This window comes from Streptomyces sp. NPDC048718, assembly GCF_043198875.1.
Taxonomy (GTDB): domain Bacteria; phylum Actinomycetota; class Actinomycetes; order Streptomycetales; family Streptomycetaceae; genus Streptomyces.
This window is the reverse complement of the sequence record NZ_JBICVG010000002.1, coordinates 210,099-232,562: the sequence shown is the minus strand read 5'-3', so window position 1 is coordinate 232,562 and position 22,464 is coordinate 210,099. Positions and strand designations below refer to the sequence as shown.

Sequence of the window (22,464 nt, the reverse complement as noted above, 5' to 3'; positions counted from 1 at the left end):
CACAGACGCAGACGTGGAGCGGAGCACACCCGGTGACTGACTCGACCATCATCTACACGCACACCGACGAGGCGCCCGCCCTGGCGACGTACTCGTTCCTGCCCGTGATCCAGGCGTACGCCTCGACCGCCGGCATCAACGTCGAGACGCGTGACATCTCCCTGGCCGGGCGCATCATCGCCAGCTTCCCCGAGCGTCTCGAGGAGGGTCAGCGCATCGAGGACGCCCTCGCCGAGCTGGGCCGCCTGGCCAAGACGCCCGAGGCCAACATCATCAAGCTGCCGAACATCTCGGCCTCGATCCCGCAGCTGAAGGCCGCGATCGCCGAGCTCCAGGCCCAGGGCTACGCGCTTCCGGACTACCCGGACGACCCGCGGACCGACGAGGACAAGGACGTCCGCGCCCGTTACGACAAGATCAAGGGCTCGGCCGTCAACCCGGTCCTGCGCGAGGGCAACTCCGACCGCCGCGCCCCCGGCGCCGTCAAGAACTACGCCAAGACCCACCCGCACCGCATGGGCGCCTGGACCGCCGAGTCCAAGACCAACGTGGCCACGATGGGGCAGAACGACTTCGCCTCCACCGAGAAGTCGACCGTCATCGCCGAGGACACCACCCTCCGCTTCGAGCACGTCGCCGCCGACGGCACCGTCACCGAGCTGCGCGCGCCGCTGAAGGTCATCGCCGGCGAGGTCGTCGACGCCTCCGTGATGCGCGCCGCCGCGCTCAACACCTTCCTGTCCGAGCAGGTCGCCCGTGCCAAGGCCGAGGGTGTGCTGTTCTCCGTGCACCTCAAGGCCACGATGATGAAGGTCTCCGACCCGATCGTCTTCGGTCACGTCGTGCGCGCCTTCTTCCCGGCCACCTTCGCCAAGTACGGCGAGGTACTGGCGGCCGCCGGCCTGTCCCCGAACGACGGCCTCGGCACCATCCTGGGCGGCCTGGAGGCCATCCCGCACGGTCTCGGCGCCGAGATCAAGGCCTCCTTCGACGCCGAGATGGCCGAGGGCCCGGCCCTCGCCATGGTCGACTCCGACAAGGGCATCACCAACCTGCACGTGCCGTCCGACGTCATCGTCGACGCCTCGATGCCGGCCATGATCCGTACCTCCGGCCACATGTGGGGCCCGGACGGCCAGGAGGCCGACACCCTCGCCGTCCTCCCGGACAGCTCCTACTCCGGCGTCTACCAGGCCGTCATCGAGGACTGCCGCGCCCACGGCGCCTTCGACCCGGCCACCATGGGCTCCGTCCCGAACGTCGGCCTGATGGCGCAGAAGGCCGAGGAGTACGGCTCCCACGACAAGACCTTCGAGATCGAGACGGCCGGTACCGTCCGCCTCGTCGACCCGGCCGGCAACGTCGTCCTGGAGCAGGAGGTCGCCGAGGGCGACATCTTCCGCGCCTGCCAGACCAAGGACCTGCCGATCCAGGACTGGGTCAAGCTCGCCGTCACCCGCGCCCGCGCCACCGGCGCCCCGGCCGTCTTCTGGCTGGACGAGAACCGCGCCCACGACGCCCGCCTGATCGCCAAGGTCGGCACGTACCTCGCGGACCACGACACCGAGGGCCTGGACATCAAGATCCTGTCCCCGGTCGAGGCCACGAAGTTCTCCCTGGAGCGCATCCGCCGCGGCGAGGACACCATCTCGGTCACCGGCAATGTCCTGCGCGACTACCTGACCGACCTCTTCCCGATCCTGGAGCTGGGCACCAGCGCCAAGATGCTCTCCGTGGTCCCGCTGATGGCGGGCGGCGGCCTCTTCGAGACGGGCGCCGGCGGCTCCGCCCCGAAGCACGTCCAGCAGCTGGTCAAGGAGAACTACCTGCGCTGGGACTCGCTCGGCGAGTTCTTCGCGCTGGCCGCCTCCTTCGAGCACCTGGCCACCACCGCGGGCAACACCCGCGCCCAGGTCCTGGCCGACACGCTGGACCGCGCCACCGGCACCTTCCTCAACGAGGACAAGTCGCCGACCCGTCGCCTCGGCGGCATCGACAACCGCGGCAGCCACTTCTACCTGGCCCTCTACTGGGCCCAGGAGCTGGCCAAGCAGACCGCCGACGCGGAGCTGGCCAAGGCCTTCGCCCCGCTCGCCGAGACGCTCTCCGCCAACGAGGCGAAGATCGTCGACGAGCTGATCGCCGTCCAGGGCGCCCCGGCCGAGCTGGGCGGCTACTACCAGCCCGACCCGGCCAAGGCCGCGGCCGTGATGCGTCCGTCCGCGACCTTCAACGAGGCCATCGCCTCCCTGGCCTGAGGCCAGGGCCGGTGTCCGCGCGGACACCGGCGGTGACACCGTGACACCGGGGCCGCCCCGGCCGGGACCCTTCCGGCCGGGGCGGCCCTGTCGGTGGCGCATCCGCCGTTCGGGTGTGAGTCTGGATGGATGAGTTGGGCATCATGGACGACCACTGGTGTGTACACCGGTGGGGGCGGGGTGCTGACCGACGAGGTGGGTGTCCTCACGGGTGACGTGACGGTGCACACCACCTTCGCCGACGGAGAAGCACGCGTGGCCGTGCAGTACAGCGGAGCGTCCGACTGGTTCACCATGTCGGGCAGCCCCGTTCCCTGCGGATCGGAGTCCGAGAGCCGAGATCTGCACGACGCTGTGGTGGAGGCCGTACGGGAAGCCGTACGGGAAGGAGGCGGAGCGATCGTGCCGAGCATGCCGCATCTGTCCGGATAGGGTCCGCCCGTGCCGAGGCCGCATGCGCGGGCCTCGGCGGCGAGCGCGGTCCCGGGTTCCCTGTCAGGGCCCCGGGCCTTTGGCGACCCTTGGCGGCGCCCCGGAGCCGCCGGTGAGAAACCGAGGGGTGGGGGGGGGGGGGGGGGGGGGGGGGGGGGGGGGGGGGGGCGGGGCGGGCCGGGGGCGGGGGGGGGCGCGGGCGCGGGGGGGGGCGGGCGGCGGGGCGGCCCCGCGCCCGGGCGGGGCGCCGGCGCCGGCCCCGCGCCCCCCCGCCCGCGCCCCCGCCCCCCCCGGCGCCCCCCCCCCCCCCCCCCCCCCCCCCCCACCCCTCGGTCATGCCGATACGGTCGACGAGCGCCGACAGGGCCGAGACCGCCGGTTTTCCGGGGCACCCGGGAAACCGGCGGTCTTGTCGCTCGTCGGCCGTCAGGCCGTCAGGCCTGGGAGTTGTCTTCCCCGTGCGGCGCCACCACCACCGGGCACGGCGCCAGGTGCAGCGCCGCGTGCGCCACCGACCCGATCCGCCGGCCCAGCGCCCCGCGCCGGGACCGCCGCCCCACCACGAGCAGCTGCGCCGCCCCGGCCTGCGACAGCAGCACCTCACCGGCGCTGCCCATCTCCACGTGCTCGGTCACCGGCACGTCCGGGAACCGCTCCCGCCACGGTGCCAGGGCCTCGCGCAGCGCCTTCTCCTCGTACGGGACGAGCCCGCCGGCCTCGTCGGCGACCCGCAGCGACCCCGGGCTGAACGCGAACAGCGGCGGCAGGCTCCAGGCCCGTACGGCCCGCACCGCCGCGCCGCGCGCCGCCGCCGTCTCGAAGGCGACCTTCAGCGCGGGCGCGCTGTCCTCGCCGGTGCCGGTCTGGCCCACCACGATCTCGCCGCCGGCCGGTTCGGGCGCCTCGCCGTCGCGGGAACGGACGGCGACGACCGGGACGGGGGAGGCCGCGATGAGCTGCTGTCCGTACGAGCCGAGGATGAAGCCGACCAGCGCGCTGTGTCCGCGCGAGCCGATGACGAGGAGGTCGGCGTCCTTGACGGTGTCGAGCAGCGCGGCCACCGGGGTGTCGCCGAGGACCTGCGCGGACAGCGGACGGTCGGGGTGACGGGCGGCGATCTCGGCCTCGGCCTGGTGCAGCAGATCGCTCGCGGCTTTCTGCTGGACCGCCGGGTCCTGGGCGAGCGGCAGGTCGAGGGGCTCCCAGCGCCAGGCGTGCACCAGCCGCAGCGGCAGGCCCCGGTACGCGGCTTCCCGGGCGGCCCAGTCGGCCGCGGCCAGGCTTTCGGGGGATCCGTCGACTCCCGCGACGATCTCACGACTCATCAGGATGCCTCCGTCGGTTCGGCGCGGGGCCCGCCGGGCGGCGGACCCTCTTGCTGTGACCAGCTTGATCGTATCGGCGGCGAAAGAAGAGGGACCTACGTCCCGAGCTGCCTCGCCGACCGGCCTGAACTGGCCATTCGCGGAATCCGACGGTGTTGCGGCGGGTCGGTTGGCGGTGCGAATCGAGGGACGGACTAGACCGGGAGGGTGAGCCGGGCGTGGGTGCCGTGCAGATAGTGGTCGCCGATGTCGCGCAGCCGGTGGTCGGGGGAGACGGGGGCGGTGAGCGCCCGGACGTTGCGCCAGAAGCGGTCGAAGCCGGGGTCCGCGCCGAGGGGGTCGGCGGGGGAGTGCGGGGCGACGAGTTCCAGGACCCGGGTGGTGATGTCGCCCGCCGCGCGGTGGGCGACGGTCTCGGCGGCGGCGACGAGGACGGCGATGTCGGAGCGTTCCGTGACACCGAGGCCGTGCGCGGCGAGCAGGCCGTGCGCCAGGGCCTCGGTGGCCCGGTCGGCCACGGCGGCCGCGGTGTGCGCGGCCGTCGCCGACTCCCCGTAGGCGAGCAGCAGATACGGATCGTCCTCGGGCGCGGGGCCGACGGGCGAGGTCGGCTCCTTTGGCCCGGTGGGCGGGGGCGGCGCGCACCGGGAGGCCCGACTGACGTCCCGCGCCTCGGCGAGCGCCCCTTCGGCGATGCCCAGCGTGACATGGACGAGCAGCAGACGCAGGACGAGCGGGGCGAGGGTGGCGTACGGGGTGACGGCGTGTTCGTCGTACGGCAGGACGCCGAGGATCCGTTCCGCGGCGACGGGCAGCCGGTCGAAGGTCACCGTGCCCGCCCCGGCGAGGCGTTGGCCCAGCCGCTCGGTGTACGGCTCGGTGGAGACGGCCGGGTGCGCCGGGTCGGCCAGGACGACGAGGACGTCCCCGCTCGCGGTGTCGCGGGCGCCCACCAGGAGGCGGTCGGCGACGGCGACGCCGGAGGTGAAGAAGCGCCGTCCGGTGAGGTGGTACGTGCCGTCGCCGGCGGGGGTCAGGGCGAGTCCGGCCGGGCCGCTCTCCGCGCGCGGAGGCTCGGCCGATCCGGCGAGCAGCCCAGGCTCCCCGATATCGTGCGCGGCGAGGCCGGGGGACAGGAGCCGTACGGTCCAGGACAACGCGCAGTGATGGGCGAGGAGTTCACCGATCGAACCGTCCGCCGCCGAGATCTCGCGGATCACCCGGCAGGCGGTGTGCCAGTCGGCGCCGGGCCCGCCGGGGCCGGGAGCGGTGAGCAGACCGGGCAGGCCCGCCTCCCGGAGCCGGGCGGCCTCGTCGAAGGGCACCTTGCCGGCGCGGTCGCGGTCCCGGGCATCGGCGGCGAGGTCGTCGGCCAGCTCCCGGACGACCAGCGGCCAGACCGTGTCGTCCGCGAGGCGGTCGGGCGGTGTGACGGAGTCGGGTCGTCGCCTCGCCTGCTTCCGGGTCCTCATGTCACCTCACCGGCCTTTCCGCGACTATCCCCACTGGACTGGTAGGGATAGTCGCAGAGAGGGCTTTCCGCGCCCAAGAGGCGCCCGCATGGCGGACGGTGCCGTATCAGGGTGTGGAAGGGCCTTGCCCGGAAGGTGAGTTGGCGTACGCCGGACGGTCAGGGGTTGGCCCAGGCCTCCGGGGCCTCGGCGAGTGCCGTGATCTCCGACGGCAGCCGCCCGGCGGCCACTTCGGCGAGCGAGACACCTTCGAGCACCTGGCGCACATTCGCGCGCAGCGCGACCCAGACCGTCAGGAGCGAGGCGGCGGGGCCGGTGTACGACAGCTCCGGGGGCCGCTCGCCCCGCACCGACACCAGCGGACCCTCGACACAGCGGATCACGTCGGCCAGCGAGATCTCCCCGGCGGGCCTGGCCAGCCAGTACCCGCCGTTGCCGCCGCGCTGGCTCAGCACCAGACCGCCCTTGCGCATGTCGCCGAGGATGCCTTCGAGGAACTTGTGCGAGATGCCCTGGTGTTCGGCGATGGCCTCCGCCTTCAGCGGGCCGGCGTCCCGGGCGGCGGCGAGCTGAAGGGCGGCGCGCACGGCGTAGTCGGCCTTGGCTGAAATGCGCATACGCGCATTATGCACAGCCGCCCGGGGCCCCGGACGCCGGGGAAACCCATGCCGGGGGAGGGAGTGCCGCAGCCGTTGCACGAGGCGGCAGCGGGCGGGTGGGCAGGGGGCGAGCCCGGGGAGACAGGCATGACAGGCAGGGGCGTGGACGCGGCGGGCGGACCGCGACGGGGGCGGCCCCCGCTGGTGCCGCCGCCCCCGTACCGATCCGCCACGACAGGCGCCGCCCGCACCGCTGCGGCCACGACCCGGTACGGCTCCCGCCACCAGTCGGGCGCCCACCGCGGCAGCGGCCCGGCGCGTGGCCCGGCCGGTCGGCCGAAGCACCCGCCGGTCAGCCGAAGCGCCCGCCGGACAGCGGCGCGGTGGCGTCGCCGCCGCCCGCGCGCACCCCGCGCAGGAACGCCCCCAGTGCCTCCAGCGAGGTCCGGGACGGCTCCCAGTCCAGTTCCCGGTGCGCCCGCCCGGTCGCCATCACCGGCAGCCGCAGCACCGCGTCGAGCAGGTCGGGCGAGGCGTGGGCCACCCGCATCCGCCAGGCCGCGGCCAGCGCCGCGCGGATCGCGGGCACCGGCACCGTCACCGGCCGCGCGTCGAAGAACCGTGCGAGCAGCTCCCCGTCCACCACCGGCTCGGCCGCCAGGTTGAACGCGCCGCGGACATCGCGCAGGACCGCCCGCGCGTAGCCGTCGGCCGCGTCGTCCGTGTGCAGGAACTGCAGGCGCAGCCCCGGGAGTCCGGGCAGCAGCGGCAGCAGATCCGGCCGGATGAGCTGCCCCGGGAACCAGCGGCCCGCGAAGATGCGCCGCTGCCCGCTCGCCGACTCCTCCTTGAACTGGAACGCCGGCCGCATCCGCACCACCCGGGTCTGCGGATGATCGCGTTCGAAGGTGTCGAGGACCCGCTCCAGATAAGCCTTCTCCCGGGTGTAAGCGGCTCCCGGCCAGCCGTGCGCGGGCCAGGACTCCGACACCGGCCCCCCGCCGGCCGGGCCGGGCGAGTAGGCGCCCACCGACGAGGCGTGCACCAGGGCCGGGACACGTGCGGCGGCGACCGCGTCGAAGACCCGGAGCGAACCGAGCACATTGGTCCGCCAGGTCGTCACCGGATCGCGGACCGGCTGGAACCGCCAGGCCAGATGGACGACCGCGTCGGCGTCCGCCACGTACCGGGCGAGCCGTCCGGCGTCCCCCTCCATGGACAGATCGACCTCCGCCCACTCGGTTTTCGCCAGGGACAGCCGGGGCCGGCGTCGGGCCAGGCCCAGGATCGAACCGACCCGGGGCTCCCGCGCCAGGGCCCGTACCACGCTCGTGCCGACGTTCCCGGTGGCGCCGGTGATCACGACCCGCAGTCGCTCGCTCGCGTTCATGTACCGACCTTCCGCCATCGCGCCGGTGCCCGCACGCGGACCGCGCCGGTGACGGACGGTGAAGCCGTCGGACGCGGGGTGGACGACAGCGGCTCCGGGGGCCGTGCAGTGCCGGGAACAGTGCCGGGAAGACCGGAAGACCGGAAGGCCGTATGCGGCCCCCGGCCGAACCGCCGTGCTGCCCCGCCTGCTGTGGGCCTCCCGGACTCAGGAGTGGGTGGGGCCCGCCTCCGGCGGTTCGAGGGCGCCGCGCCCGTGCCCGCTCTTACGGCCGTGGCCCGTGGCCGTGGTGCTCCGGCCCCTGCTCGCCAGGCGTCCGCTGTCCCGCAGGCCCCACGCAGACCTCCGCTCTCCCCTCCCCCTCCTCGGGTCTTCGCCCGGGCCCCGGCCTCCCGTCCGGCATGCCCCGGAACCGTGCGTGAGCGGTTCGACGCACCCGAGCGGGGGTACCCGCCGAGTAGCCACCGGCTTGGCCACAGGCCGCATGGGCATGCCCCGACGGGAGGTGTCGACATGGACGGCTCACGGCTCTCGCCGCGCGAGCGGCGGATCCTCGACGAGATCGAGCACGACCTGGCCGAGGACGCCTCCCTCGCCCGCCTGCTCGGCACACCCGCGCCGGAGGCTCCTCGTCACGGGGGAAGGCCGCGGCGCCCTTCGTTGCGGCGGCCACTCCGCCCCGCCGCGGTCGCCGCCGTCCTGGCGCCCGTCGTCCTCGCGCTCCTCGTCGTCGCCGTGGTCACCGGGGCCCCGGGCCTCGTGTGGGCGTTCGCCGCCGTCTGGGCGCTGAGCCTGGTCCTCCTGACGCGGCTGCTCCTGCGCTGGTCGCGCCGCCATTTCACCGGTGACGAACGCCCCCGTCCCGACCAGGGGGAGATCCGCTGACCTCAGTCGGCGCCTCGCCGCCCCGGCCCCCGCCCCCGGACCGCCGCCCCAGGCCCCTGACCGACTGCCCCCGCGAGCCCTCGTGGCCCGTCCCCGACCTCGTACCCCTACGGGTTCAGTTCCCCCGCGTCCCGAACCGCCGCCACAGCCACAGCGAGAGCGCTGCCCCGAACGCCGCCCCGATCAGGGCGAGCGGCAGCCGGGCGGTCGATCCCGACGGCACCCCGTCCCTCGGCGCCTCACGCGGCCCCGTCGCCGCCGCCTCACGCGGATTTCGCCGGCTGTCGCCGCCGTCCTCGGGACCAGCCTGGGCCTGTGTCCGGTCCTGTCCCTCCTCCGGCTGCTTGTGCGGCTGCTGCTCGGCGGGCTTGAGGGACCCCACCGGTGTCACCCGGCCCCAGGCGCCGAACCCCCAGTCGAGCAGCTCGCGGGTCTCCTCGTACACCGCGAAGCCGTCGCCGCCCTGCGGGTTCATCACCGAGACCACCAGAGTTCTGTCGCCGTGCCGGGCCGCCGCGACGAGGGTGTTGCCCGCACCGCTGGTGTATCCGTTCTTCACCCCGATCAGGCCGGGATAGGGGGCCACCCCGTCCGCACCGGTCAGCAGCCGGTTGGTGTTGACGATGCCGTACGACCAGGAGCCGGCCGGGAAGTCGGCGTACGGCGTCGAGCAGTAGCGGACGAACCGGGGGTCCTGGAGTCCCGCCCGGCCGAAGACCGCCAGGTCGTACGCCGAGGAGACCTGGCCCGGCGCGTCGTAGCCGTCCGGGGAGACCACCTGGGTGTCGCGGGCGCCGAGCTCGCGGGCCTTTCGCTGCATCTTCGCGGACATCGCGTCCCAGCCGCCGTTCATCGCGGCGAGCACATGCACGGCGTCGTTGCCGGAACTGAGGAAGACTCCGTTCCACAGGTCCGACACCTTGTAGGTGTAGCCCTCCTTCACCCCCACCAGGCTGCTGCCGTCGCCGATGTTGTACAGCTCCTCGTCGAGGACGGTGTGCTGTTCCTCCGGGTCGTGGCCCGGCAGCGCCGTCAGCGCGAACAGCGTCTTGAGGGTGCTGGCGGGCGGCAGCGGCTCGTGGGCGTTGCGGGCCGCGAGCACCTCGCCCGTCGACGCGTCGGCCACCACCCAGGACAGCGCCGAGACGGCGGGCGGCTCCGGGGCTCCGCGCAGCGGCTGCACCTGGGTGCCGGAGCGGTCGAGCCGGGCGGGATCGACGGCATGGCGCGCGGGCGGGGTGGGCTCCGCGACGGAGGCGGCCGAGGCCGCCGTGACCGGCAGGGCGAGCAGCAGCGCCGCGGCACCGGCGGCGGTGTGACGGACAGCGGGCGTGACGATCATTCAGCCACCGTAGAAACGGCGCCGGGGCCGCGCAGAACGGAGTGCGCCGTCCGGCGTAGCCGCCGCGGCGGGCCGAAGAGCCGTCCCCGGACCCTCTCCGCACCGCCTACGGCCCCCGACCGCGGTGGCCGCCCCCGTCGCCCCGGGGCATCGGGGCCGCCGTCCGCGCCCCGCTCCGGGCGGAGTACTCCGCCCGCGCCCCGGTCGGCTGTCGGAGTGACAGGGCATCCTGGTGACGTGTCCTCATTTCCGTATCAGAGCAGGTCCGTTGGGCCAGCCGGCGCTGCCGCCCCCATGTCCGAACATATGGTCGTCTGTGGTGACGACGTCCTTGCCCAGCGCCTCGCGGCCGAGCTGCACGAGATGTACGGGGAGCCCGTCACCCTGATCGTTCCGCCGCCCGACGACGGACCGGACGGGCGGCCCGCCTCGCGGACCGGACGGGCGATGGCACTCTTCGGACGGGTGACGGCGGCGGTCACCCGCACCACGGGAGCCGGGACCCCGTCCGGACCCGGAACGGGGGCCGGAACCGGCGGCCCCGGCGGCGGGCCGGGGCAGTCGCGGCCGGCCGTCCGGCTCATCGAGGCCGCCGACGCCGACGACACCGTGCTGCGCGACGCCGACGTGGCGCGGGCCACCGCGCTCGCCCTCGTCTACGAGGACGACGAGCGCAACATCCGCGCCGCGCTGACCGCCCGCCGGCTCAACCCGCGGCTGCGTCTGGTCATCCGGCTCTACAACCGCAAGCTCGGCCAGCATCTCGCCACCCTTCTCGACCAGGCCGCGACCATCGCCGACCCTGGTCTGGACCCCGAGAAGCCGGACGCGGCGACCACCGTGCTGTCCGACGCCGCCACCGCCGCGCCCGCGCTCGCCGCCACCGCCGTCGTCGGCAGCAAGAAGGTCATCCAGGCCGGCGGCCTGCTGCTGCACGCCGTCGACCGCAACCCGCCCGGCCCCGGCGAACTCGCCGCCCCCGGCCTGTGCACCCTCGCCCTGCTCTCCGCGACCAGCACCGACCCGGCCGGCAGCGAGGGATCCGACCTCAGCGGCGACCAGGCGCCCCGGCTGCTGCCCGGCGACGACGAGGTGGCCGCCGCCACCGGGCGGGCCACCCTCACCCTCGAACGGGTCGGCTACGAGGGCCCGTCGCGGGCGGGCGGCTGGCTGCGCGCCGTCCGGCTGCCGGTCGGCTCGCTGTTCTCGCCGCGGGTGCGCTGGTCGGTCGCCGGGGTCGTCGCGGCCGTCGCCGCCCTCGCCGTGGCGTCCACCCTCACCACCGGAGACAACCCGCTGCACTCCGCGTACCTGATCCTGCTCGACATCTTCGCCATCGGCGATCCGGCCGTCGACGAGCCGACCGGCCGCCAGGTGCTCCAGATCCTCGCCGGACTCGTCGGACTGCTCCTGCTGCCCCTGATGATCGCCGCGATCCTGGAGGCGTTCGGCACTTTCCGCAGCGCGACCACTCTGCGCCGGCCACCGCGCGGACTCTCCGGCCATGTGGTGCTCCTCGGCCTCGGCAAGATCGGCACCCGGGTCCTCGGCCGGCTGTGCGCCATGGACATCCCGGTGGTGTGCGTGGAGGCCGACCCCGAGGCGCGCGGCATAGCGCTCGCCCGCCGGATGCGGGTCCCGACCGTCGTCGGCGACGTCACCGAGGAAGGCGTCCTGGAGGCCGCCCGCATCCACCGGGCCCGCGCCCTGCTCGCGCTCACCAGCGTCGACATCACCAACCTGGAGGCGGCGCTGCACGCCCGCTCGATCAGCCCCGGCCTGCGGGTCGCGCTGCGCCTGTACGACGACGACTTCGCCACCGCCGTCTACCGCACCCTGCGCGCCGTCCACCCGCACGCACTCACCCGCAGCCGCAGCGTCTCGCACCTGGCGGCGCCCTCGTTCGCCGGGGCGATGATGGGACGCCAGATCCTCGGCGCGATCCCCGTCGAGCGCCGGGTGCTGCTGTTCGCGGCGCTCGACGTCGCGGAACACCCGCTGCTGGAGGGCCGGACGATCGCCGAGGCGTTCCGGCCCGGCGCCTGGCGGGTGATCGCCCGGGGCGACGCCGGTGTCCCGTCCGACCGCGCCGGGTTCGGGCCCCTCGGTGAAGTACCCGACGACGTGGTCCTGCGCCCCGGCGACCGGGTGGTGGTCGCCGCCACCCGCCGCGGCTTCGCCGAACTCCACGGCCGTATGCCCCAGCAGGGCGGCTCGGACGGCGGCGCCCGCAACCCGTCCCGCGCCCCCGTCGGCTGACGGCGGGTGCGGGGGGCGGGTGGGGTGGTTGGGCGTTTGGGGCCTGTGGGGGCCGGGAACGCTCGGGCGGACCCGCGGGGGAGCCCCGGTGTCAACACCGTGAACAGAGCCGGGAGATGACCCTTTGGGCAGCGGCCCTCAGACCCCGCCTGTCGCCGTCCGTAAAGTCATGGGCATGCCCGGCCTCCGTCACTACGATGCGTCCGGAGCCGTGGACGGGCGTGCCGTCACCTGGCGCGGCGGACAGGAGGACGGGTGGACGGGCGGCACACGCACACCGGACTCCCCATGCGAGGGGCCTGCCCCGGCGCGCCGCGTCCGGTGGAGTTCCCGGGCCGCCGGACGAAGGCCGGCGGGACCGGTGCCTTGACCGTTCCGCTGTGGGCCTCACCTGCCCTGTTCACCCCAAGGGCGGGACGCATAACCGTCTTTCCGCTCACGATGACGGCCGGCGTGGCGGGTGGGACCGTCGGGCTGCCCGCCGCTCCGCACGGCGGCCGGACCCGGCTTCCCGGACTGCCCGCCGCCGTCCGGCCCTCGGTACCGGCGGCCTGTCCGGCTCGGCCGTCTGACGCTGGGGCGTTCCGGCGCCTTCCTCCCGGCCGTCGGTGGCCGGGGGCCGGTGGCCGCGCGGCCCGTACCCGCCCGGGTACGGGACCGCCGCCGTGCGCGCGCTCGTCAGGCCGCCGTACCCCATGGCCGACCGCCGCCCTCCGCGAAGCCCCGCGGACCCGGTTGCCTCCTTCCGCCTGGTCACCGCCGTGCTCGCGGCCGTCTGCCGTCGGTCGTACGAGGCCACGGTCCGGCCTCGCACCCGCGGTGGCCCGCCGCGCTTGCGCGGGGGGATCGCCCTGGCCGGCGGTGCCTTCCCCACACGGGACCACGGCACCGAGCATGGTGACCGCCGGCTTCTCGGCCTCTTCACCTTCACCGGCCCCGCCGCGGTCCAACCGTGCCGATCCGACAGGGAGTCGCCGAAGCCCGGCCGGTCTCGCCGGACGCCATACGCACGGCACGCCCCCGGGACCGAGGCGGGCGCCAGCCACCCGCCCGAAGCCCCACCCGCCCCTTCCTTCCCGCCTCCCCACTCCCTCTCTCCCTCGCTCCCTCGCTCCCTCTCTTCTTCTCTTCCTCCCGCACCGATCGAGCCGTCAGGAGTTCCCGCCGTGCCCGCACCCACCCCTCCCACCGCCCCGCAGGACAGACCCCCCTACCGCCCCGACCCGGCCGGCGGCTGCCCGCATGCCGCCAACGCCCGGCTGCTCGCCCAGGGCGCGGTGACCCCGGTCGTGCTCCCCGGCGAGGTCGCGGGCATGGCCGTCCTCGGCCACGACGCCCTGCGCGACTTCCTCGGGCACCCCGACGTCGCCAAGGGCGCACGGCACTTCACCGCCCTCGCCGAGGGCCGCGTCCCCGACGGCTGGCCGCTGCTCACCTTCGCCACCGTCCCCGGCATGTCCACCGCCGACGGCGCCGACCACCGGCGGCTGCGCTCCCTGGTGAGCGGCGCCTTCACCCCGCGCCGTGTCGAGGCGCTGCGCCCCCGGGTCGCGGCCGTCACGGCGGAACTGCTCGACGACCTGGCCGCCGCGGCCGAGGCGGGCGGCGGCGTCGCCGATCTGCGCCGGCACTTCGCCATGCCGCTTCCGCTCCGTGTCATCTGCGAACTGCTGGGGCTCGCCGGACACCGGCAGGAGTCCCTGCACCACCTCTCCCAGCGGATCGTCGCCACCGACACCACCCCCGAGCGGGCCATGGCCGCCAACCGTGAACTCGTCGCCCTCCTGACCGCCTTCGTCGCAGAGAAGACGGAGGCGCCCGGGGACGACCTCACCAGCGCGCTGATCGCGTCCCGCGACGAGGAAGGCGACCGGCTCACCCACGCCGAACTCATCGGCACCCTGGTGCTCCTGGTCGTCGCGGGCCACGAGACCACCCTGAACCTGGTCGGAAACGCCGTACGCGCGCTGTGCGCCCACCGCGACCAGCTCCTGCACGTCCGCGAGGGACGCGCCGGCTGGGCCGAGGTGGTGGAGGAGACCCTGCGCTGGGACAGCCCGTTGGGTTACTTCCCCTTCCGCTACCCGACCCGGGACCTCGTGGTCGACGGCACACTCATCCCGCGCGGCACCCCGGTGCTCGCCGGATACTCGGCGGCCGGCCGCGACCCCAAGGCGTACGGCCCGGACGCCGACCGCTTCGACGTCACCCGCGTTCCGGCCGTCAGGCATCTCTCCCTCGGCCACGGCGCGCACTACTGCCTGGGCGCCCCGCTCGCCCGCCTGGAGGCCACCCTCGCCCTGGAAGCCCTCTTCACCCGCTTCCCGGACCTCGACCTGGCCGCCCCCGAGGCCGAACTGCCGCGCCACGCCAGCTTCGTCGGCAACAGCGTCCGCACCCTGCCGGTCCGCCTCGGCTGAGCCGGCGACCTCCGCGCCCCCGCCCGGATTCCGCCGGGCGGTGGGCCGCCGGGCCGGGGGAGTGGCGGGCCCGGGGAGCGGCGGCTCAGACCGCTCTCCCCCGCTCGCCGGCGGGGAAGGCGGACGAGTCCCGCAACGCCGCCACCAGACCGAGCAGCCGCTCCTCGTTGCCCGATAGACCCGCCTCACGCAGCGCCGCGTCCGCCTCGGCCATCGGATGCGTCAGCATCGCCGCCGCGTACGGCTCCAGACGCGGATCGGAGAGCACGGCCCGGGTGGATTCGAGCAGCCGCAGATACGCCTGGGCGGCCGCCCGCTCGCGGCCGCTGATCGTCGTCGTCATGTCGGGCTCCCTGGAAGACGGTTCGGGACTGGCACCGTCCACCCTCTCGCACGGGTCTGACAATCAGGCCCCGGACGCGTCGGGATGCGCCGCGAGCCGCTCCAGGAACACCCGCTGACCGGCCACCAGCAGCGGCTCGGCCTCGGCGAGCGGGAACCAGCCGAAGCGGTCGATCTCCGGAAATTCCCGCAGCACGCCCGAGCCGCGCGGCCACTCCATCGTGAACGTCCCGGGCGTCGCCCGCGCCGGGTCGAGATCCGCGCGGACGGCCCAGACGGTGACGGTCTTTCCGCTGCGCTGCCGGCTCTCGCCGAGCGCGATCCACGCCCCGTCCGGCACGGCCAGGCCCAGTTCCTCCTCGAACTCCCGCCGCGCCGCCGCCTCGGGCTGCTCGTCCGCCCCGTACTCGCCCTTGGGAATCGACCACGCGGCCGCCGACCGCCCGGACCAGAACGGGCCGCCCATGTGCCCGATCAGGACCTCTGTGACACCCTCCGGTGTCCGGCGGAAGAGCAGCAGGCCGGCACTGCGCGCGGGAGGCATGCCGCCAGTGTGGCGGACGGCGCGGCGAGGGCGGGGTGACGCGCCGGGCGCGTGGCTGGAGGCGGGCGACCAGGACACCAAGGGGGCGGACGGTCCGGAGCGCACGGCCGGGGCCTCCCGGCGGCGCGGGTGCCCGCCGGCGCCGGGCTCAGCCCCCGTACTCGTAAGTCCATGTCCGGCCATGCGCCGCGAGGTCGATGTCCGTGATCTCCAGGGCGTGCCCGTGCTGGTCGCTCACCACCCGGTGGACGCTCAGCCGGGACGCCCCGCGCCCGGCGTCCTCCGCCTCCCGCTGCGGGCCCTCGGGCGCCGGAAGGCCGACCGACTCGCGGTGGGTGGTGCGCAGACCCGCCAGGCGCATCCAGTGGTACAGCAGTCGCAGATCCGGCTGCCGGAACCGCTCGGCGCCCCGCCGGAAGCGGCCCAGTTGCGGCACCTCCGCGAGCGCGGGCCGGGAGAACCAGGAGACCGAGCGCTGTACGGAGGCGCCGGCCGGGGTCAGCACCGTGTGCCGGTGCACCAGCGTCGGCTCCCCGGGCGTCAGGCCGAGACGCCCGGTCAGTGCCACCGGCGGCGCCTCCCAGGACAGCGACGTGCGGACGAGGGCGTCGGCGGCCCGGGGCCCGCCCGGGAAAGGCCGGTGGTACGGGGCGATGGGCCCGCGCCATGCCCGGTCCGCGCCGTCCGCCGCGGGCCTGACGAGCCGAGTGGGATCGGAGGGATCGGCGGGACCGGCCGGATCGGCCCGATGAGCGGCGAAGGTGCCGCGCCGGTCGGTGAGCACCAGGCCCTCCTCGCGCAGCAGTTGGAGCGCGCTGCGGACGGTCTGCCGGTTGACCCGGAAGCGGAGCGCGAGATGCCGCTCGGAGGGGAGCCGGGAGCCGGGGGCGGGCCGGTGGTGGAGGAGACCGTCGCGCAGCGCGGAGGCGACCTCCAGATAGCGCGGGACCGACGTCCTGGGCCCCCGGTCGATTGCGGCCTCGGTCATGTCTCGGGTCCTTTCGGTTGCGTACGGTCGGTGTCGGTGTCGGTGTCGGAGTGGGCGTCGGCGCGCGGACGAGGTCGTACCGGTGCCGCTGTGACGCCGTGGTGCACGTCACGACGCCCGTCGTGCCAGGTTCAACCATTTGTGGGCGTACCCCTCCGAATCGAGAGGCGATCCCTTCCTAGCATTGGTCTAAACCATTGAGGAAGTCCCGCCGGCGAGAGTGGCCGAAACGAGCGGCGCGCCGTGTAATGGATCGCATCGCACAAACCGCGTGTTCGAGGCGGTGGAAGAAGCGGGTGAGTCGGGATGACGACGCCGTCCGAAAGGGCCGAGAGGGGCAGGGCCGCCCGCAAGCGCGCCCCCCGCACCTCGCACGGCCGCTGGATACCCTCCTCCCAGCGCCCCGACCCGCTGACCGTCCTGGAGCGCCAGTCCGTCGACCGGCTGACCGACCTCGTGCCCATCCGCTACGGACGGATGGCCGACTCGCCCTTCGCCTTCCTGCGCGGCGGCGCCGCCGTCATGGCCGCGGATCTCGCCGCCGTCCGGCACACCGGACTGACCGTCCAGTTGTGCGGCGACGCCCATCTGCTCAACTTCGGCGTCTACGCATCACCCGAACGGTCGCTTCTGTTCGACGTCAACGACTTCGACGAGACGCTGCCGGGCCCCTTCGAATGGGACGTCAAACGCCTCGCCGCCTCCCTGGCCGTCGCCGCCTTCCAGAACGGTGCCGGTGAAGCCAAGGCCCACCGTGCCGCCCTGGCCGCCACCGAGGCGTACCGCGGCGCGATGCGGCGCCTGGCCGGGCTCGGCGAACTCGCCGTCTGGTACGAGCGGATCACCGCCGAGGACATCACGCCCCTGGTGAGCGGCGCGCAGCGCGAACGGGTGGAGCGCCGGCTGTCCCGGGTCCGCGGCCACGACAGCCTCCAGGCGCTGGGGAAACTCACCGTCCAGGACGACTCCGGCCGGCACATCGTGCACGCCCCGCCCCTGCTGGAGCGGACAGACGACATCGACCGGGTCTCGCTCGGCAAGATCTTCAGCGACTACCGCAGCTCGCTCTCCGAGGAGCGCCGGATCCTCCTCGACCGTTTCCACTTCGTCGACGCCGCCCGCAAGGTCGTCGGCGTCGGCAGCGTCGGCACCCGCTGCTTCGTGCTGTTCCTGGAAGGCCGTGACGAGGGGGACCCGCTCTTCCTCCAGATCAAGGAAGCCGTCCCCTCGGTCCTGGAGCGATATCTGCCGGCCGGCCGGTTCGATCACCAGGGGCGCCGGGTGGTCCTGGGGCAGCGGCTCATCCAGGCCGCCAGCGACATCTTCCTCGGCTGGATGACCGGACCCGAGCAGCGCCACTTCTACTGGCGCCAGTTGCGCGACATGAAAGGGTCGGCCGAGGTCGAGACCATGCCCCCGTCCATGCTGCGGGAGTACGCGCGGCTGTGCGGCCGGGCCCTCGCCCGGGCCCACGCCCGATCCGGCGACCGGATCGCCATCGCCGCCTACCTCGGCTCCTCGGACGTCTTCGACCGGGCCATCGCCGACTTCGCCGTGCGCTACGCGGCGCAGAACGCCGACGACTACGCGGCCCTCGGCGCGGCCATCGCCGCCGGCGTGGTGACGGCGGCCCCGGACGTCTGAGCCCGGGCCACCGCCACCGTCATCGCCGTGACCGCCACCGCAGTCACCGTGACCACCGCCGGCGCGTGGCGTTCGGCGGTGCTACGCCTCCGGGCGGTGCATCGGCGGCTCCGTGAGGGTCTTCGGGTCCGGGGCGAACAGCACCGCCCGGGCCACGGACGGCGCGAACAGCGCGCTCATCGGAGCGTCCAGGGCAGCCACGGCGCGGAAGGCCGCGCCGACCACCGGGTGGGTCGGGGTCAGCTGTAGCACCCGGCCCATGTACCAGTCGGTCAGTCTGTCCTGGGGCTTGGCCCGTGCCGCGTCACCCGTCGCGCCGGGCATCTTCTTGTCGGCGCCCGCCGAGATCTCCCAGGCCTGCCGCGACGCGTCGAACAACGCCTTCTGGACGCGCCGTGTGGTCGGCACCCGCTTGCGGTCGGCGAGCGCGTCGCGCAGCGCGACCGCGCTCAGCGCCGCGACGGCCATGCCCTGCCCGTAGATCGGGTTGAAGCAGCACAGCGCGTCGCCGGTGGCGAGGAATCCGGCCGGGCGGCGCCCGGGACGGTCGTAGCGGCGGCGGATGTTGGCGGTCTTGCGGAAACCATGGACCGGGGACAGCGGTTCGGCCTTGGCGATCCAGTCCGCGATCACCGGGTGGGGCAGCTTGCGCGCGTACGCCTCGAACAACTCCTCGTCCGCGGGAGGCGGATCGTCGCGCAGCCCCGACAGGGTGGCCAGATGGCGGCCGTCGCCGAGCGGCAGCACCACTCCGGCGTACACCTGGCCGGGGTTGGGGACGACGTAATAGCCGAGAGCGTCGGTGGACGGATCCTCGGCGGGGGAGCGGAACACCCGGGTGGCGTAGGCGAGACCGGTGTCCAGGGTCTCCTCGTGCGGCGCCTCGGCGCCGATGCCCGCCAACCAGTCCGCCGCCTTCGAGGAACGGCCGGAGGCGTCCACCACCAGGTCGGCCTCCAGCCGGCGCGGCTCCCGGCCGGACTCGCCGCCCGCCCCGCGCTCGCGCAGCAGCACACCCCGTACCCGCCGGGAATCGCCGATGAGCCCGGTGACCTCGGCACCCTCGATTCGCTCGATGCGGGGATCGGCGAATACCCGCTTACGGGTCAGCCAGTCGAGCTGCGCGCGGGGCCCGGCGTAGAAGTGGACCATCGGCTCGGTGCGCGGGACCCATTGCCCGTCCTGCCACTGGACCATGTCCTCGGGCGATCCGAGCCGGGGTGCGCCCAGCGCGCTCAGCTCGTCGACGAAGCCGGGCAGCAGCTCGTCGAACGCCCGCTGGCCGCCTTCGATCAGTACGTGCAGATGGCGTCCCTGCGGGACACCGGGCCGGGCGTCCGGCCCCTCCGGGAAGCGGTCGCGCTCCACGACCGTGACCCGCTCGGCGTGTTCGCTGAGCACCCGGGCGGCCAGCAGACCCGCGAGACTCCCCCCGACGACCACCGCGTGACGTGTCCTGCGGGGCCTCAACTCGTCGACCATCCTCGCCCTTTCGCGTGGTGGATCCACGCCCGTGGATCCGTCCGGTCTCGGTGCGACCAGTATCCACGGCGGTGTACGGCGAGGAGCGGATTCAGGCCTCGTGGCCGACGTCCGTCGGTCGGGCCGTCCCACCGTTTCGGACCTCCGGCAACTCGGCCAGCGCGTGCGTGAGCCAGCCCACCCAGAATCGTTCCAGGTCGATGCCGCCCCGCAGGACGAGATGGCGCAGCCGGTCGGGCTCCGCCGTCCGGCGCGCGGGCGGGAAGTCCCGTGCCTCGATGTCCAGATACTCGTCCAACTGACTCTGATGCAAGGCGAGATGGCGTTCGAGTTCGGACCGCAGGCCATGACCGCCGACGACGGCCGCCGCCCGCATCCGCAGCAGCAGCGCCGAGCGTAGCGGCTTGGGATCCTCGCTGGCCTCCACCCAGGCGGCCAGCTCGGCCCGCCCGGCGGGGAGCACCTCGTACTCCTTCTTCTGCCCGCGCGCGGGGACGGGAGCGGGCAGGGCGCGGATGTGCCCCGCCTGCTCCAGCTTGCCGAGCTCGCGATAGATCTGCTGGTGCGTGGCCGACCAGAAGTAGCCGATCGACCGGTCGAAACGGCGCGTCAGTTCGAGACCGGAGGACGGCTTCTCGAGCAGGGCCGTGAGGATCGCGTGCGGGAGGGACATGCACGCATCCTAGATACGGCCCGTGGAGGGGGCGGGGTGCCGGTCATCGGGGCGCCGGTGTGCCGACGTACCGGCCGGCCGTGCGGGTGTCGATGCGCCGGCGTACCGGCCGCGAGGGGGCCGGTACTGGGCGGTTCGGCGGGTCCGGCGGTTCGGCCGTCCGGCCGAGGGGCCGGTTCGCCGACCGGCCGGGGCCCGGGGCGAACCGGGCCCTCGGCGTGTATGGGCCTGTCGGTCAGAACGTGGCGGCGAGCCGCGTGCCCTGGTCGATCGCCCGCTTGGCGTCCAGCTCGGCGGCGAGGTCCGCCCCGCCGATCAGGTGCGCCGTGCGGCCCGCCGCGGTCAGCGCCTCGTACAGGTCGCGGCGCGGCTCCTGACCGGTGCACAGCACCACGGTGTCGACCGGCAGGACCTGCCGCTCGCCGTCGACGGTGAGGTGCAGCCCCGCGTCGTCGATCCGCTCGTACGTGACGCCCGCGACCATGGTGACGCCGCGGTGCTTCAGTTCGGTGCGGTGGATCCAGCCGGTGGTCTTGCCGAGGCCCGCGCCGACCTTGGTGGTCTTGCGCTGGAGCAGGTGGACCTGGCGCGGCGGACGGGGCCGCTCGGGCGCGCGCAGTCCGCCCCGGGAGGCGTAGGCCGTGTCGACACCCCACTGGCGGAAGTACGTCTCCGGGTCCTGGCTCGCGCCCTCGCCGCCGTCCGTGAGGAACTCGGCGACGTCGAAGCCGATGCCGCCGGCACCGAGGATCGCGACCCGCTCGCCGACCGGGGCGCCGTCGCGCAGCACGTCCAGGTAGCCGACCACGCTCGGGTGCTCGATACCCTCGATGGCGGGGACACGCGGGGTGACACCGGTGGCCACGACGACCTCGTCGTACTCCGCCAGGTCGTCCGCCGTGACGTACGTGTTCAGGCGTACGTCGACACCGCGCTCGGCGAGCTGGACCCTGAAGTAGCGCAGGGTCTCGTCGAACTCCTCCTTGCCGGGCACCCGCCGGGCCACGTTCAGCTGCCCGCCGATCTCGGCGCCCGCGTCGAACAGGGTGACCGTGTAGCCGCGTTCGGCGGCCGACACCGCGCAGGCGAGACCGGCCGGACCGGCGCCGACGACGGCGATCCGCTTGGCGAGCCGGGTGGGGGCCAGGACCAGCTCGGTCTCGTGGCAGGCCCGCGGGTTCACCAGACAGGAGGTGATCTTCAGGCTGAAGGTGTGGTCGAGGCACGCCTGGTTGCAGCCGATGCAGGTGTTGATGGTCTCCGGCCGGCCGGCCGCGGCCTTGGCGACGAACTCCGGGTCGGCGAGGAACGGGCGGGCCATGGAGATCATGTCGGCGCGGCCCTCGGCGAGGACCTGCTCGGCGACCTCGGGGGTGTTGACCCGGTTGCCGGTGACCAGCGGCACCGACACCGCGCCCATCAGCCGCTTCGTCACCCAGGTGTAGGCGCCGCGCGGCACGGAGGTGGCGATGGTGGGGATCCGGGCCTCGTGCCAGCCGATGCCGGTGTTGATGATCGTGGCGCCGGCCGACTCGATCTCCTTGGCGAGGGCCACCACCTCGTCGAGGGTGGAGCCGCCGGGGACCAGGTCGAGCATGGAGAGCCGGTAGACCACGATGAAGTCGTCGCCGACCCGCTCGCGGATGCGGCGCACGATCTCCAGCGGGAAGCGCGTCCGGTTCTCGTACGAGCCGCCCCAGCGGTCGGTGCGGTGGTTGGTCGCCGAGGCGATGAACTCGTTGATCAGATAGCCCTCGGAGCCCATCACCTCGACGCCGTCGTAGCCGGCCTCCCGGGCCAGCTCGGCGCAGCGGGCGTAGTCCTCGACGGTCTGCTCGACCTCGGCGTCGCTCAGCTCGTTCGGTACGAAGGGGCTGATGGGGGCCTTGAGAGGGCTGGGCGCGACGAGGCCCTCGTGGTAGGCGTACCGGCCGAAGTGCAGGATCTGCATCGCGATCCGGCCGCCCTCGGCGTGCACGGCGTCGGTGATGAGCCGGTGCTCGGCGACCTCCTCGGCCGAGGTCAGCTTCGCGCCGCCGTCCCAGGGCCGGCCGGCCTCGTTGGGGGCGATGCCGCCGGTGACGATGAGCCCGACACCGCCGCGGGCCCGCTCCGCGTAGAACGCGGCCATGCGTGCGAAGCCGTGCTCGGCTTCCTCCAGGCCGACGTGCATGGAGCCCATCAGCACCCGGTTGGGCAGGGTGGTGAAGCCGAGGTCGAGCGGGCTGAGCAGATGCGGGTACGGGGTGTTCGGGGCCATGGGGGCGCCTCCTCGCGCGGGGTCGTCATCGACTGTTGTAGACGACCGGCGGAGGCTTGTGCAACAAGTTGCATAACGGGGGTGGGGCGATGTGCCCGACGCCACAGAAGCGGCCCACCCGGCATGCCACCCCGCGGCGGGCCGGTGCC

At 74.2% G+C, this 22,464-nt stretch carries 17 protein-coding genes; 6 read left to right on the top strand and 11 right to left on the bottom strand.

Going from position 1 to position 22,464, the window contains the following annotated elements:
* The first annotated feature begins 32 nt into the window (after positions 1 to 32).
* Together ACGFRB_RS04075 and ACGFRB_RS04070 are read left to right on the top strand one after the other, a co-directional pair.
* The gene (locus ACGFRB_RS04075) at positions 33 to 2,258 is read left to right on the top strand and encodes an NADP-dependent isocitrate dehydrogenase (protein WP_363012661.1); all 2,226 of its coding nucleotides are present in this window, start codon (positions 33 to 35) and stop codon (positions 2,256 to 2,258) included.
* A gap of 129 nt (positions 2,259 to 2,387) precedes the next feature.
* Entirely contained in the window at positions 2,388 to 2,690 is a 303-nt protein-coding gene (locus ACGFRB_RS04070) for a hypothetical protein (protein WP_363012660.1), read from the top strand.
* Positions 2,691 to 3,124: 434 nt separating this feature from the next.
* Here the strand turns inward: ACGFRB_RS04070 and ACGFRB_RS04065 are convergent, their stop codons facing one another.
* The 4 genes from ACGFRB_RS04065 to ACGFRB_RS04050 form a co-directional block, all read right to left on the bottom strand.
* The gene (locus tag ACGFRB_RS04065; RefSeq protein ID WP_363012599.1) at positions 3,125 to 4,015 is read right to left on the bottom strand and encodes a universal stress protein; all 891 of its coding nucleotides are present in this window, start codon (positions 4,013 to 4,015) and stop codon (positions 3,125 to 3,127) included.
* Positions 4,016 to 4,209: 194 nt separating this feature from the next.
* Positions 4,210 to 5,487 carry an acyl-CoA dehydrogenase family protein gene (locus ACGFRB_RS04060; RefSeq protein ID WP_393238674.1) on the bottom strand — a complete coding sequence of 426 codons (1,278 nt, stop codon included), beginning with the start codon at positions 5,485 to 5,487 and terminating at the stop codon, positions 4,210 to 4,212.
* A 158-nt stretch (positions 5,488 to 5,645) separates the two neighbouring features.
* Positions 5,646 to 6,104 carry an Rrf2 family transcriptional regulator gene (locus ACGFRB_RS04055; RefSeq protein ID WP_361233140.1) on the bottom strand — a complete coding sequence of 153 codons (459 nt, stop codon included), beginning with the start codon at positions 6,102 to 6,104 and terminating at the stop codon, positions 5,646 to 5,648.
* Between the two features lie 334 nt (positions 6,105 to 6,438).
* Positions 6,439 to 7,476 carry an NAD-dependent epimerase/dehydratase family protein gene (locus tag ACGFRB_RS04050; protein ID WP_363012596.1) on the bottom strand — a complete coding sequence of 346 codons (1,038 nt, stop codon included), beginning with the start codon at positions 7,474 to 7,476 and terminating at the stop codon, positions 6,439 to 6,441.
* 513 nt (positions 7,477 to 7,989) lie between these two features.
* On the opposite strand from ACGFRB_RS04050, the gene ACGFRB_RS04045 reads away from it, so the two are divergent.
* Positions 7,990 to 8,361, top strand: a complete 372-nt coding sequence (locus tag ACGFRB_RS04045) for a DUF3040 domain-containing protein (RefSeq protein WP_393238670.1) — start codon at positions 7,990 to 7,992, stop codon at positions 8,359 to 8,361.
* 115 nt (positions 8,362 to 8,476) lie between these two features.
* On the opposite strand, the gene ACGFRB_RS04040 is transcribed toward ACGFRB_RS04045, so the two are convergent.
* On the bottom strand, positions 8,477 to 9,703 hold the full coding sequence (locus tag ACGFRB_RS04040; protein ID WP_393238667.1) for a D-alanyl-D-alanine carboxypeptidase family protein: 1,227 nt from the start codon (positions 9,701 to 9,703) through the stop codon (positions 8,477 to 8,479).
* Between the two features lie 294 nt (positions 9,704 to 9,997).
* Here ACGFRB_RS04040 and ACGFRB_RS04035 point away from each other — a divergent pair, with 294 nt between their 5' ends.
* Entirely contained in the window at positions 9,998 to 11,962 is a 1,965-nt protein-coding gene (locus ACGFRB_RS04035) for an NAD-binding protein (protein WP_393238664.1), read from the top strand.
* Between the two features lie 1,166 nt (positions 11,963 to 13,128).
* Positions 13,129 to 14,382, top strand: coding sequence for a cytochrome P450 (locus ACGFRB_RS04030; RefSeq protein ID WP_393238661.1), 1,254 nt, complete (start codon positions 13,129 to 13,131; stop codon positions 14,380 to 14,382).
* Positions 14,383 to 14,467: 85 nt separating this feature from the next.
* Here the strand turns inward: ACGFRB_RS04030 and ACGFRB_RS04025 are convergent, their stop codons facing one another.
* From ACGFRB_RS04025 to ACGFRB_RS04015, 3 genes are all read right to left on the bottom strand, one after another.
* Positions 14,468 to 14,725 carry a hypothetical protein gene (locus ACGFRB_RS04025; protein ID WP_361233158.1) on the bottom strand — a complete coding sequence of 86 codons (258 nt, stop codon included), beginning with the start codon at positions 14,723 to 14,725 and terminating at the stop codon, positions 14,468 to 14,470.
* Between the two features lie 63 nt (positions 14,726 to 14,788).
* Positions 14,789 to 15,268, bottom strand: coding sequence for an NUDIX domain-containing protein (locus ACGFRB_RS04020; protein ID WP_393238658.1), 480 nt, complete (start codon positions 15,266 to 15,268; stop codon positions 14,789 to 14,791).
* A gap of 148 nt (positions 15,269 to 15,416) precedes the next feature.
* Positions 15,417 to 16,256, bottom strand: a complete 840-nt coding sequence (locus ACGFRB_RS04015) for a GntR family transcriptional regulator (RefSeq protein ID WP_363012590.1) — start codon at positions 16,254 to 16,256, stop codon at positions 15,417 to 15,419.
* A 306-nt stretch (positions 16,257 to 16,562) separates the two neighbouring features.
* Between ACGFRB_RS04015 and ACGFRB_RS04010 the strand changes: the two genes are divergently transcribed.
* On the top strand, positions 16,563 to 17,900 hold the full coding sequence (locus ACGFRB_RS04010; RefSeq protein ID WP_363012589.1) for a DUF2252 domain-containing protein: 1,338 nt from the start codon (positions 16,563 to 16,565) through the stop codon (positions 17,898 to 17,900).
* An 81-nt stretch (positions 17,901 to 17,981) separates the two neighbouring features.
* Here ACGFRB_RS04010 and ACGFRB_RS04005 read toward each other — a convergent pair whose 3' ends face one another.
* From ACGFRB_RS04005 to ACGFRB_RS03995, 3 genes are all read right to left on the bottom strand, one after another.
* Positions 17,982 to 19,382, bottom strand: a complete 1,401-nt coding sequence (locus tag ACGFRB_RS04005; RefSeq protein WP_393238653.1) for an FAD-dependent oxidoreductase — start codon at positions 19,380 to 19,382, stop codon at positions 17,982 to 17,984.
* 91 nt (positions 19,383 to 19,473) lie between these two features.
* Positions 19,474 to 20,055, bottom strand: a complete 582-nt coding sequence (locus ACGFRB_RS04000; protein ID WP_393238650.1) for a PadR family transcriptional regulator — start codon at positions 20,053 to 20,055, stop codon at positions 19,474 to 19,476.
* Between the two features lie 235 nt (positions 20,056 to 20,290).
* Positions 20,291 to 22,315, bottom strand: coding sequence for an FAD-dependent oxidoreductase (locus ACGFRB_RS03995; RefSeq protein ID WP_393238647.1), 2,025 nt, complete (start codon positions 22,313 to 22,315; stop codon positions 20,291 to 20,293).
* Between the last annotated feature and the right edge of the window lie 149 nt (positions 22,316 to 22,464).